At 62.9% G+C, this 12420-nt stretch carries 13 protein-coding genes; 4 read left to right on the plus strand and 9 right to left on the minus strand.

Annotated elements, in window-relative coordinates:
* The first annotated feature begins 429 nt into the window (after positions 1 to 429).
* Entirely contained in the window at positions 430 to 897 is a 468-nt protein-coding gene (locus ACYASU_RS14990; protein WP_463583250.1) for a hypothetical protein, read from the plus strand.
* A gap of 105 nt (positions 898 to 1002) precedes the next feature.
* Here ACYASU_RS14990 and ACYASU_RS14995 read toward each other — a convergent pair whose 3' ends face one another.
* Genes ACYASU_RS14995 through ACYASU_RS15020 form a run of 6 tightly spaced genes read right to left on the minus strand, consistent with a single transcriptional unit; the run spans position 1003 to position 7087 of the window.
* Positions 1003 to 1368, minus strand: a complete 366-nt coding sequence (locus ACYASU_RS14995) for a Na+/H+ antiporter subunit G (RefSeq protein WP_463583251.1) — start codon at positions 1366 to 1368, stop codon at positions 1003 to 1005.
* Positions 1365 to 1643: a K+/H+ antiporter subunit F gene (locus ACYASU_RS15000; protein ID WP_192174041.1), complete on the minus strand. Its 279-nt coding sequence runs from the start codon at positions 1641 to 1643 to the stop codon at positions 1365 to 1367. The genes ACYASU_RS14995 and ACYASU_RS15000 overlap by 4 nt, the downstream gene beginning before the upstream one ends.
* Positions 1640 to 2128 carry a Na+/H+ antiporter subunit E gene (locus tag ACYASU_RS15005; RefSeq protein WP_282372397.1) on the minus strand — a complete coding sequence of 163 codons (489 nt, stop codon included), beginning with the start codon at positions 2126 to 2128 and terminating at the stop codon, positions 1640 to 1642. The genes ACYASU_RS15000 and ACYASU_RS15005 overlap by 4 nt, the downstream gene beginning before the upstream one ends.
* Positions 2125 to 3804 carry a monovalent cation/H+ antiporter subunit D gene (locus ACYASU_RS15010; protein WP_463583252.1) on the minus strand — a complete coding sequence of 560 codons (1680 nt, stop codon included), beginning with the start codon at positions 3802 to 3804 and terminating at the stop codon, positions 2125 to 2127. The genes ACYASU_RS15005 and ACYASU_RS15010 overlap by 4 nt, the downstream gene beginning before the upstream one ends.
* Positions 3801 to 4145, minus strand: a complete 345-nt coding sequence (locus tag ACYASU_RS15015; protein WP_065986226.1) for a Na+/H+ antiporter subunit C — start codon at positions 4143 to 4145, stop codon at positions 3801 to 3803. Before ACYASU_RS15015 ends, ACYASU_RS15010 begins: the two co-directional genes overlap by 4 nt.
* Positions 4145 to 7087: a monovalent cation/H+ antiporter subunit A gene (locus tag ACYASU_RS15020; RefSeq protein ID WP_463583253.1), complete on the minus strand. Its 2943-nt coding sequence runs from the start codon at positions 7085 to 7087 to the stop codon at positions 4145 to 4147. Before ACYASU_RS15020 ends, ACYASU_RS15015 begins: the two co-directional genes overlap by 1 nt.
* A 231-nt stretch (positions 7088 to 7318) precedes the next feature.
* Here ACYASU_RS15020 and tusA point away from each other — a divergent pair, with 231 nt between their 5' ends.
* Positions 7319 to 7573: a sulfurtransferase TusA gene (gene tusA / locus ACYASU_RS15025; protein ID WP_282372422.1), complete on the plus strand. Its 255-nt coding sequence runs from the start codon at positions 7319 to 7321 to the stop codon at positions 7571 to 7573.
* Between the two features lie 88 nt (positions 7574 to 7661).
* Complete coding sequence (gene pdxB, locus ACYASU_RS15030; RefSeq protein ID WP_463583254.1) at positions 7662 to 8810, plus strand: 4-phosphoerythronate dehydrogenase PdxB; 1149 nt, start codon at positions 7662 to 7664, stop codon at positions 8808 to 8810.
* A gap of 54 nt (positions 8811 to 8864) precedes the next feature.
* Here pdxB and ACYASU_RS15035 read toward each other — a convergent pair whose 3' ends face one another.
* A complete protein-coding gene (locus tag ACYASU_RS15035) occupies positions 8865 to 9041 on the minus strand; it encodes a PA1571 family protein (RefSeq protein WP_166650608.1) in 177 nt (58 codons plus the stop codon).
* Between the two features lie 172 nt (positions 9042 to 9213).
* On the opposite strand from ACYASU_RS15035, the gene ACYASU_RS15040 reads away from it, so the two are divergent.
* Positions 9214 to 10992 (plus strand): ABC transporter transmembrane domain-containing protein, encoded by a 1779-nt coding sequence (locus tag ACYASU_RS15040; protein WP_463583255.1) that lies wholly within the window; start codon positions 9214 to 9216, stop codon positions 10990 to 10992.
* Positions 10993 to 11013: 21 nt separating this feature from the next.
* Here the strand turns inward: ACYASU_RS15040 and ppnP are convergent, their stop codons facing one another.
* Both ppnP and ACYASU_RS15050 read right to left on the minus strand, forming a co-directional pair.
* Complete coding sequence (ppnP, locus tag ACYASU_RS15045; RefSeq protein WP_192174033.1) at positions 11014 to 11301, minus strand: pyrimidine/purine nucleoside phosphorylase; 288 nt, start codon at positions 11299 to 11301, stop codon at positions 11014 to 11016.
* A 90-nt stretch (positions 11302 to 11391) separates the two neighbouring features.
* Positions 11392 to 11934 carry a 3'-5' exonuclease gene (locus ACYASU_RS15050; protein WP_282372406.1) on the minus strand — a complete coding sequence of 181 codons (543 nt, stop codon included), beginning with the start codon at positions 11932 to 11934 and terminating at the stop codon, positions 11392 to 11394.
* Positions 11935 to 12420: the final 486 nt, after the last annotated feature.

Here is a 12420-nt window from a genome sequence, read left to right on the forward strand (position 1 = left end):
CTTCCCGGCTAAAGCCAGTCCTACGGACACCCTGCGTGCTTTTAGTGGGACCGGCTTCAGCCGGGAAAGCGTCAGGTGTCACACCGCAGAATTGAGGGTGATCAAACAGGCCTCTTCCCGGCTAAAGCCAGTCCTACGGACACCCTGCGTGCTTTTAGTGGGACCGGCTTCAGCCGGGAAAGCGTCAGGTGTCACACCGCAGAATTGAGGGTGATCAAACAGGCTTCCTCCGGGCTAAAGCCAGTCCCACTGAACATCGTCTGACAAAAACCACTTCACACCGGACGAAAGGGATATATCCCGTATAGACTCACTGCCGGTAGAATCCATGCTAACGCCAGCGTCCGGCTTCAGGACGCACCATTTCTCGTTTCTTTCCCGCCCGGTCCGCTGTCCGGGCGGGTTCCTATCTGGTTGGGAGTTTGTACATTGGCAGTAGGTAATCTGGATACCCACGCATTATTCGTGCTCGGAGACGTGCGCGCGAAGTTGGTAAAGCTGTTCCAGGCGCGATTCGTTTATGTCATCGAACAATCCCCTGAAGGCATTTACATGTCGGAGATCGACACCGAAACCGCACTGGTGGTCGATGATAAGCCCGGGCTGGAACTCAAAGTGGGTGACCACTTCCGAGCCGCCGTATTGCCCAGCCGTGAAGGCGGCAAGTTCGAAATCCGCTTCCGGGACATCAAGATGACCATCTACGGTCTGGGCGAATACTCGTTTGTCGAAGTGCCTGAAGGCCACGGCATCGTCTTCAAAGAGTCCCACAGCATTTTCATGGTGTTCGCCGCCCACGAACAGATTCAAACCGGCCTGAGCAAAGTCCTCAAAGCCGCCACCGCCAAAGCCGCAAAATGGCGCAAGGGCGAACTGACGTTCAAAGCCAGCGAGTAAGCACAGCGCTTCAATACGCCTGCACACGGATCGCGCCCACATCCCCCACGCCCAAGCGATGGGTAGCGGGCCCGTCTGCGCCCGGAAAAAACCTTTAGTCCAGGCTCAATGCCCCTGCTGTCTGCCGTCGCTGACCTCGGGTGGCACGTCGTCGCCGGCCATGCGCTTGCGGAACAGCCCGGTGCGTGCCAGCAGCAAAGTGGTCACAGGAACGGTAATCGCCAGCAGGATCGGGATCAGCCACGCGTGCAACACGGGGCCTTCCTTCAGCGCCGAGAAGTAGATGATCGAGGCCAGCGCCACACACCATGCGCCGAGGGTCGAGGCCAGTGCGGGCGGGTGCATGCGCTGAAAAAAGTCCTTCATGCGCAGCAGACCCAGCGCGCCGATCAGGCCGAACAGGCTGCTCAGCACCAGCAGCGCGGCGGTCAGGACTTCGACCCAGAACGGCAGAACCTGCAACGAATTCATTCGATCACCTCACCGCGCAACAGAAATTTGGCCAGCGCGAATGAGCCGACGAAGCCGAACAGCGCGATCAGCAGCGCCGCTTCGAAATAGGTATCACTGGCGTAGCGAATCCCCAGCACCAGCATCATCAGCATCGCCAGGATGTACAGGTAATCCAGCGCCAATACCCGGTCCTGCGCCGACGGGCCTTTGAACAGGCGAATCAGGGTCAGGACCATGGCGATGGCGAACACCGACAGCGTAAAAAGGATCGCGTTTGTGAGCAGGGCGCTCATTGGAAAATCTCCATCAGTGGCCGTTCGTACGTGCTTTTGAAGTGCTCGATGAAGGCCGCTTCGTCGTCCAGATCGAACACATGCATCAGCAGCACGCTGCGATCCAGCGCCAGTTCGGACCAGACCGTTCCCGGCACCACCGTGCAGATCATCGCCAGCGCGGCGAGTCCATGGGCGTCGTGCAGGTCCAGCGGGACTTTGACGAACGCCGAGCGTGGCGGACGGCGACCCGCGCGCAGCACCCCCCACGCGACCGCCAGATTGGACACCACCACATCGCGACCCACCAGCAGGAACAAGCCCAGGGCGACGCCGGGTTTGCGGATCCGCGCCGGTGAGGGTCGCAACGGCGCGAAGATGTACGGCGCGAAAAAGCCAAGCAGAGCGCCCAGCAGCAGATTGCCCGGACTGAGGGACAGGTTGAGCAACAGCCACAAACCCCACAACGACAGCGACAACAGCGGCGCTGGAAACAGACGCTTCATGGCTGCACCTCCGGCGTTGCCAAGGCCGGCCCCGGTATCGGCCTGGCTGCCTTGACCGACAGCACGTATTGCTGCGGGTCATGCAGCGCCTGGGCGGTGTCCTGGGTGTAATGCAACAGCGCCTGGGCCTTGAACGTCAGTACGACCGCGCAGCCCACCAGCAAGGCGATCGGCAGGCATTCGTTGAGCCGCAGCAGGGGCGCCGCATGTTCCTGGGGCGTCCAGAAGCGCTTGATGCCGACACGCACGAAGGCAAACAGCGACGTCAGCCCGGAAATAATCAACAGCGCCACCAGCGTCCAGCTGTCAGCTCGAATGGCTTCGGCCTTCGCCACATCAAGGCCCAGAGGATTGAGCAGGGCGCTGATCAGCGTCAGCTTGCCAAGAAAGCCCGACAGCGGCGGCATGCCGATGATGAGCAGCGCGCAGGCAATGAAACTCAAGCCCAGAAACGCCATGGTCCAGGGGATGACATGGCCGACCACGGCTTTCTGCTCGTCATCCAGATTGGTCCCCGGCACCGGGTGCAACGACTCCAGCGCCTTGGGCAACTGGTCGGCGTCTTCGTCGAGGGCGATGTCGTTGGCCGAGCGCGAGCGTTCGATCAACTCCGCCAGCAGAAACAGCGCACTCAGCGCCAGGGTTGAGCTGACCAGATAGAACAATGCCCCCGCCGTGAGGCTAGGCTGCGCGAAACCGACCGCCGAAAGCAGAATCCCCGCCGACACCAGAATGCTCAGACTGGCCATGCGCTCCAGGCGCTGGGCGGCGACCACGGAAATCGCCGCCACGCTGACGGTGGCCATGCCGCCCCAGATCAGCCAGTCCCCGCCGAAGAACGCCGACGCGCCGGCCTGACCGGAAAACAGCAGCGTCCACAACCGCAGCAGGGTGTAGAAGCCGACCTTGGTCATGATCGCGAACAGCGCCGCCACCGGTGCGCTGGCGGCGGAATAGGCCGGCACCAGCCAGAAATTCAGCGGCCACATGCCGGCCTTGGCCAGAAACGCGACCGCCAGAATGGCCGCGCCCGCGTGCAGCAAGCCCAGATCGCCCTCCGGCACCTGAGGGATTTTTATCGCCAGATCCGCCAGGTTCAGCGTGCCGGTCACGCCATAGATCAACGCCGCGCCGATCAGGAAGAGCGACGAGGCCAGCAGGTTGATGGTGATGTAATGCAGGCCCGCTGACACCCGCGCCCGTCCCGAACCGTGCAGCATCAGGCCGTAGGACGCCGCCAGCAGCACTTCGAAGAACACGAACAGGTTGAACAGGTCGGCGGTGAGAAAGGCGCCATACAACCCCATCAGTTGAATCTGAAACAGCGCGTGAAAACTCGCCCCCGCGCGATCCCAGCGGGCCAGGGCGAAGAGCAGGGCGCAGAAGGCGACGATGCCGGTCAGCACCAGCATCAGCGCCGACAGGTGATCGACCACCAGCACGATGCCGAATGGCGCCTCCCAGTTGCCCGGCAGGTACACACCGATGGAACCGGTGGTGCCGGTTTTCTGCACCCACATCATCAGCGTGATGGCGATGGCCAGGCCGAGTCCGGTGGAGAACAGGTTGATCCGCGCTTTCAGCGGGCGGTGTTTCTCGCCGAGCCACAGCATCAGCGCAGCGGTCAGCACCGGCAGCAGGATCGGTGCGACGATCAGTTGGTTCATCACACTCATTCACCCAGCTCCCGGCCGTCGACGTGGTCGTTGCCGGTCAGACCGCGCGACGCCAGCAGCACCACCAGAAACAGCGCGGTCATGGCGAAACTGATGACGATGGCCGTCAGCACCAGCGCCTGGGGCAGGGGATCGGTGTAATTGAGCAAATCCTGGGGCACGCCGTCCTTGATGATCGGCTCCTTGCCGATGAACAGACTGCCCATGCTGAAGATGAACAGATTGACGCCGTAGGACAGCAGGCACAGGCCCATGACGACCTGAAAGGTCCGTGGACGCAGGATCAGCCACACGCCGGAGGCGGCGAGCACGCCGATGGCAATGGCAATGACTTCTTCCATCAGATGGCTCCTTGTGAAATCGGGCTGTCGGTCGGGACCGGTTCAATGGGCTGCGGCAGTGAGGTCGGGCGATGGCTGCGCACCGACTGGTGAGCCAGCGCCGTGAGGATCAGCAGGGTCGAGCCAACCACCACCGCATACACGCCGATGTCGAAAAACAGCGCGCTGGCGATGTGCAGATCGCCCAGTATCGGCAGGACCACGTGTGCGGTGTGGGTGGTCATGAACGGATAACCCAGGGCCATCGAACCCAGCCCTGTGGCCAGCGCGAAGAACAGCCCGGTGCCCATCCAGCGCAACGGCCGCAGGCTCATGTTGGCCTCGACCCACTGGGTGCCGGCGACCATGTATTGCAGGATGAACGCCACCGACATCACCAGCCCGGCGACGAAACCGCCACCCGGCTGGTTATGCCCGCGCATGAACAGGTACATCGACACCACGAAGGCCACCGGCAAGAGCAGGCGCACCAGCACCGCCGGCACCATCATGAAGCCCAGTGCCGTGTCGGCAGCGTGACGCGGATTCACCAGATCGGTGACCACGTCACGGGCCAGCAAACGCTGTTGGGCTGGCAGGGCGATGCTTTCTTTCGGCGGGCGGAAGCGACGCAGCAGCGCAAAGACCGTCAGCGCCACCACGGCCAGCACGGTGATTTCGCCAAAGGTGTCGAAGCCACGGAAGTCCACGAGCATGACGTTGACGGCATTGGTACCGCCGCCCTGGGCCAGGGCGCGGCTCAGGTAAAACTCGGAAATGGCGTTCGGCGTCGGCCGCGTCAGCATGGCGTAGGACAACACCGCCATGCCGCCACCCACTCCGACGGCGAGGACGAAATCGCGGATCCGCCGCACCTTGGCCCGGCGTCGCGCCTGGGAAGGTGGCGGCACGTTTTCGTTGCGTCGCGGCAGCCAGCGCAGGCCCAGCAGGATCAACACCGTGGTGACGACTTCCACCGCCAGTTGGGTCAGTGCCAAGTCCGGCGCGGAAAACCAGACGAAGGTCACGCAGGTCATCAGCCCGCAGACGCTGACCATGGTCACGGCCGCCAGCCGGTGATACTTGGCTTGCCACGCAGCACCGATGGCGCAGGCAATGGCGATCAGCCAGAGCATCACGAACACGCCGGAACCCGGAATCTTCGGTCGATCGCCCCAGCTCAGCCCGCTCTCGTACATCGGCACAAAGCCGGCGACCAGCGCGGCCAGCACCATCAGAAACAGCTGCGCCTGCAAGCGACGCGTGGTCAACAGCCCCACCAGTCGGCGGGCGCCGCGCATCTTCAGCACCAGCACGCGCTCGAACATGCGCTTGCCGTTCAGGCGCCAGATCAGCGGCGGCCCATTCACTTGCTTGCGCTTGATCGGCCCGCGCAGCAGCAGATAGAGAACGATACCGCCGGCCATGGCGATCAGGCTCATGATCATCGGCGCGTTCAGCCCGTGCCAGATCGCCAGGCTGTATTCGGGCAGTTCCCCCCCGACCACTGGCTGTGCTGCGGCGGCCAGCAACGGGCCGACGGAGTGCGTGGGAAAAATGCCGACGATCAGGCAGGCCAGCACCAGCAACTCCACCGGCAAGCGCATCCAGCGCGGTGGCTCGTGGGGCGTGTGGGGCAGGCGCGTGGCTTTCGGGCCGAAGAACACATCGACGGTGAAGCGCAGGGAATAGGCCACGCTGAAAATCCCGGCGATCGTGGCGATCACCGGCAGGGCGATCTCGACCCAGTCGGTCGAGGTGATGAACACCGTTTCCGCGAAGAACATTTCCTTGGACAGGAAGCCGTTCAGCAGCGGCACCCCGGCCATTGACGCGCTGGCGACCATCGCCAGTGTCGCGGTGTAGGGCATCAGCTTGATCAGCCCGCTGAGCTTGCGGATGTCGCGGGTGCCGCTTTCGTGGTCGATGATCCCCGCCGCCATGAACAGCGACGCCTTGAAGGTGGCGTGGTTGAGGATGTGAAACACCGCCGCGACGGCGGCCAGCGGGCTGTTCAGGCCCAGCAGCAGGGTGATCAGCCCCAAGTGACTGATAGTGGAGTAGGCCAGCAGGCCCTTGAGGTCGTTTTGAAACATGGCCGAATAGGCGCCGATTACCAGCGTGGCGGCCCCTGCGCCGCTGACGATCCAGAACCATTGTTCGCTCCCCGACAGCGATGGCCACAGGCGGGCGAGCAGGAACACGCCGGCCTTGACCATGGTCGCCGAGTGCAGATACGCCGACACCGGCGTCGGTGCCGCCATGGCGTGGGGCAGCCAGAAATGGAAAGGGAATTGCGCGCTCTTGCTCAGCGCGCCGATCAGAATCAGCGTCAGCAGCACGGGGTACAGCGCGTGGGCGCGAATCGCATCGCCCGAGGCCAGCACGCGATCCAGGTCATAACTGCCGACGACGTGCCCGAGCAGCATCATCCCGACCAGCAGCGCGAGGCCGCCGGCGCCGGTGACCATCAGCGCCATGTAAGCGCCGCGCCGGGCGTCGGCGCGGTGGTGCCAGTAGCCGATCAGCAGGAACGAGAAGACGCTGGTCAGCTCCCAGAAGAACACGATCTGAATGAGGTTGCCGGACATGACCAGCCCGAGCATGGCGCCCATGAACGCCAGAAAGAACGAGAAGAAGCGCGGCACCGGGTCGTCCGGCGACATGTAGTAACGCGCATACAGCGACACCAGGGCGCCGATCCCCAGCACCAGCATCGAGAACAGCCAGGCAAAGCCGTCCAGGCGCAGGACGAAATTCAGGCCCAGACTGGGCAGCCAGAAAAACTCCTCTCTGATGACCCCGCCGTGGGCGATCTGTGGATACCACAATGCCACCTGCACCGCGCCGATCAAGGCGATCAGGCCGGCGAGGATGGATTCACTGTTGCGTGCATTGTGCGGCAAAAGCGCCGCCAGACAGCTGCCGACGAAGGGCAGAAGCAGTAGAACTATCAGGGACATAGGTTTCTAATCTGCGGAGAAATGTCAAGGATCATACGTGCCGGGTCCGGGGATGACCAAACGCCAAGATGTCGCAGAATCCTACAAAGTTTGTAGGCAGCAGCGTAGTCCATGGCTATTGACAGACAGGATTGCACCGCACATCCGACGCCTGATTTGGCGTGCCTCATCAATTAAGCGACAATGCCGGCCTGTTTCCGGAGCGCCCCCATGTCTGATTCCATTGCCCCCATGTCTGATTCCATTGAAAGCCCCGCCGTCGATGCCGTGCTCGACGCCACCGGCCTCAATTGTCCCGAGCCGGTCATGATGCTGCACCAGAAGGTGCGTGACCTGCCCCCTGGCGGCCTGCTCAAGGTGATCGCCACCGATCCGTCCACCCAGCGTGATATCCCCAAATTCTGTGTCTTCCTCGGCCACGAGCTGGTGGACAAACAGGCGGGCGACGGCGAGTTCCTCTACTGGATCCGCAAGAAGCTCGACTGATTGGTTGCGTACCGGCTGACGCTTTTCGCATCGCGCTGGCTCGGCAGGGCGCTGGCGCCTACACTGCGGCCACTCCAGGAGCCCTGACATGCGCATAGTTGCCGACGAAAACATTCCCCTGCTCGACGCCTTCTTCGCAGGCATCGGAGACATCCAGCGTTATCCGGGCCGCACGCTCGACCGCGCTGCCGTCGCCGACGCCGATATTCTGCTGGTGCGCTCGGTGACCCGGGTTGACCGCGCCTTGCTCGAAGGCACGCCGGTGCGCTTTGTTGGCACCTGCACCATCGGTACCGATCACCTCGACCTCGATTACTTCAAGGAAGCCGGCATTCAATGGTCCAGCGCCCCTGGCTGCAACGCCCGTGGCGTGGTGGACTACGTGCTGGGCAGCCTGCTCACTCTGGCGGAAATCGAGGGCGTCGAGCTTGCCAGCCGCACCTACGGCGTCGTGGGGGCGGGGCAGGTCGGCAGTCGCTTGATCAAGGTTTTGCGCGGCCTGGGCTGGAATGTTCTGGTCTGCGACCCGCCGCGTCAGGCCACCGAAGGCGGCGATTACGTCAGCCTCGACGAAATCATCGCTCGCTGCGATGTGATCAGCCTGCACACACCGCTGGATAAAACCGGCGATACACCCACCTGGCACCTGTTCGACCGCGCCCGGCTGCAGCAGCTCAAGCCGGGCGCCTGGCTGATCAACGCAGCGCGCGGCCCGGTGGTCGACAACGCCGTCCTGCGCCAAGTGCTGCTGGAACGTGAAGACCTGCAAGCGGTGTTGGACGTCTGGGAGAAAGAACCGGCGGTCGACGTCGAACTGGCCGAGCTGTGCGTCATCGGCACCCCGCACATCGCTGGCTACAGCCTCGACGGCCGGCAGCGCGGCACGGCGCAGATCTATCACGCCCTGTGTGTGCACCTTGACCAGCCCGCGAGCATCCGTCTTGAAGACCTGCTGCCCAAGCCCTGGCTGGCGCAAGTCACGCTGGACGCTGCCACCGATCCGGTCTGGGCACTGAACGCGCTGTGTCGCGGCGTTTACGATCCACGCCGCGACGACGCGGATTTTCGCCGCAGTCTGGTGGGCGATGCCCAGAGCCAACGCCTGGCCTTCGACGCCTTGCGCAAGCATTACCCGCCCCGCCGGGAAATCGACAGCCTGCAGGTGCGCATCAACGGCGAGTCGGCGGCCTTGCGTCAGATCGTCGAGGCCTTGGGTGCGACGATTGTGGGTGACTGATCGGCGCCCATAAAAAAACCGGCGCCATGGCCGGGTTGGAATCAAACCTGCACATCAGTCTTGTTTTTCGGGCTGTACCCAGTACTTCTCGCATTCCTGACAGGCCGCCTGAACCATTTCTTCAGTGATCAGGATTTCCTGCCCGTTTCTGTCGAGAATCGCGCCGCCCAGTTGCAGCTCGGGTTGAGGGCGGAACACGGGTTCTTGATTGCTGCTGCTTTGCAAGCTCATGGCCTGTCTCCTCATCAGGTAAGTGCGCATCGATGGTAATCACGCCGGCATGACCGCGCCGTGACAGCATTCCTTGACTGACGACGGCCCGCGGAGTTCAGCGAAAGCTGACGAGCGTGCGCGGGGAGGGAGGTGTAGGCTCTGCGGCTGATTCGTCTTCCGGGTGTCCTCCATGGCTTCAGTCTTCTCCGGCCGTCAGCGGCATGCCATTCGTCTTGCCCTGCGCATGATCGCGCCGTACCGCAAGCAAGCCATCGGTGCGTTGCTCGCGCTGGTGGTCACCGCCGCCATCACCCTGTCGATGGGGCAGGGCATCCGGCTGATGGTCGATCAGGGTTTCATGACCCGTTCGCCGACGCTGCTCAACGAAACCATTGGCCTGTTCATGGGGCTGGTGGTCGCCCTCGCCATCGGCACCTTCTCGCGTTTTTATCTGGTTTCCTGGATCGGCGAACGGGTGGTCGCCGATCTGCGCAAGCAGGTGTTCGACCATTTGGTCAGCCTGCACCCCGGTTTCTACGAGAACAACCGCAGCTCGGAAATCCAGTCGCGCCTGACCGCCGACACCACGCTGCTGCAATCGGTGATCGGCTCGTCGCTGTCGATGTTCCTGCGCAATGCGCTGATGGTCATCGGCGGGATCATCCTGCTGTTCTTCACCAACCCCAAGCTCACCAGCATTGTGGTCGTGGCGTTGCCCCTGGTGATCGCGCCGATCCTCATTTTCGGGCGGCGCGTGCGCAGTCTGTCGCGGGAGAGTCAGGACCGCGTGGCGGATGTCGGCAGCTACGTGTCCGAGGCCCTGGGGCAGATCAAAACCGTTCAGGCCTACAACCATCAGGAGCAGGATCGGCAGCGTTTCGCGCAGACCGCCGAAGGCGCCTTCGAGACGGCACGCAAGCGGATTCTGCAGCGCTCGTGGCTGATCACCCTGGTGATCGTGCTGGTGCTGGGCGCGGTCGGCGTGATGCTCTGGGTCGGCGGCATGGACGTGATTGCCGGCCGCATCTCCGGCGGCGAGCTGGCGGCGTTCGTGTTCTACAGCCTGATCGTCGGCAGCGCATTCGGCACCCTCAGCGAGGTCATCGGTGAGATGCAACGGGCAGCGGGCGCGGCAGAGCGCATCACCGAATTACTGCAGGCGCGCAGCGAAATCACTGCGCCTGCCAGTGATCTGCTCACGCTGCCCGCACGCATCAGCGGTCGCCTGGCGCTGGAAAACCTGAGTTTCGCCTACCCCTCACGCCCGGAGCGCACTGCGTTGGACGGCTTGAGCCTGACCGTCGAAGCGGGTGAAACCCTGGCGCTGGTCGGGCCTTCCGGCGCGGGCAAGTCGACGCTGTTTGACCTGCTGCTGCGTTTTTACGACCCGCAGCAGGGACGCGTGCTGATCGAAGGCATCCCCGCCGAACGCCTGGACCCGCTGGACTTGCGCCGCTGCTTCGCCTGGGTGTCGCAAACCCCTGCGCTGTTTTTCGGCTCGGTGGAGGACAACATTCGCTACGGCAACCCGGCGGCCAGCGTCGAGCAAGTGGAGGCGGCGGCGCGGATTGCCCATGCCCATGAATTCATTCAGCTGCTGCCCCAAGGCTATCAAACCCACTTGGGCGGCGGCGGCATGGGCTTGTCGGGCGGGCAGCGTCAGCGGCTGGCCATCGCGCGAGCTTTGCTGGCCGATGCGCCGATTCTGTTGCTCGACGAAGCCACTAGCGCACTGGATGCCCAGAGTGAGTATCTGATTCAGCAGGCATTGCCGACGTTGATGAAGGGGCGCACGACCCTGGTGATCGCCCACCGACTGGCGACGGTGCAGAACGCAGACCGGATTGCGGTCATGGATCAGGGGAGATTGGTCGCGGTAGGAACCCACCGCGAGCTGATTGCCAGCAACCCGCTGTACGCGCGGCTGGCGGCCTTGCAATTCAATGCCGGGGTGGAGCAGGTCGGCTGAGTGCCGACCTGAATCTGCGCATCAGTCTTTGCGGTATTCGCAGAGGTAAGCGGTTTCTTCGGTCGCTTCGACATCGAATTTGACGTTGGCCGGGATTTTGAAGCTCTCGCCGGCGTTGAAGGTTTCCCAGTCATTGGCGCCCGGCAGCAGCACTTTCAGGGAGCCCGAGATCACATGCATGATTTCGCGATCGCTGGTGCCGAAGTTGTATTTTCCGGAAGCCATGACGCCGATGGTCGCGTCGCCCGCTGCTTGCTTGAAGGCGATGGATTTGACGGTACCGTCGAAATACTCGTTGACCTTGAACATGGCTGATCTCCTTGGGAAGGGCTGGAAAAGGCCGGACAGTATGCCGAACGTACAAAAGGCCGTCATCCGCTTTGAGAGATGCGTCACGCTTCAGCCGGGAATCACCAGCGGTAACAAACGTGCGGTATTGCGCGCGTCCGACAGTGCCCGGTGTTGCTGGCCGTTGAAATGCATTCCCGCCAGTTGCAGCGCAGTGTTCAGGCCGCAGGGTTTTTGCAGGTGACGGGCTTTGGCGAAGCGTTGTTTCAGGTTGATGTGGGGCAGGGTGGCGAGTTCGCTGGTGAGCTGGTGCTGGCGCCAGTCCTGTTGCAGCTGCTGCCGATCGTAATCGCCCCAACTGGACCAGGCGACCAGTCGCTCGCGGTGTTGAGCAATCCAGCGTTCGAACTGTGGCCATACCGCCGGCAGCGTCAAGGCACTGTCGATAAAGCTCTGCTGGATGTGCGTCAGCTCCCGGCAGAAGGGCGTGAGCAACGGTCGGCGCACGGGCCGCACGAAGCGTTCGAAATGGTCGATTTCGCGCCCGTCCTGATTGACCAGCGACGCACCGATTTCAATGATTTCCATTTCCGCCACCGGCCATCCGCCCTCTTCAGTGGTGGCCTCCAGGTCTATCACCAGCCAGTAGGGCATCTCGAACTCCTGTTTCATAACCTGCGGCAGCGCCATGGAGCGTAGCCACATCACGGCCGTCACGTCCAATTGCCCGGCGCGGATGATCCATGATTGGGACTCGCGGCAGGCGGGAAGGTTTGCAGTGCCCTCTTCTTTTGTAGCGCCTGACTGGCAAATGGCCGGGACAGCCCTTGCCTGGCTGACGCGCCTCGGCATAAATTGCATGCGGACCCGCTCCTCATATAAAGCGCAGCGCGGTCGATAACGCAAAGGACAAGGACAGCTTCAGCGCTTTAGGGTGGGACCGGCATTAGCCGGGAAAGCGTCGGGCGACACCCCACAAAGCGGGTGGCACTCAGTCGGGGTTCTTCCCGGCTAAAGCCGGTCCTGCAAAGACATCGCGCGCACTCAGCCGGGATGTGGGCCAAAAGGGAAAGGGGGCAGCAAGGCGCAAGGAGGGCGAGAGTTGGAACGACAGAGGCGATTTAGCTTCCGTTTGACCGT

This window comes from Pseudomonas sp. HP_12 (assembly GCF_055283955.1).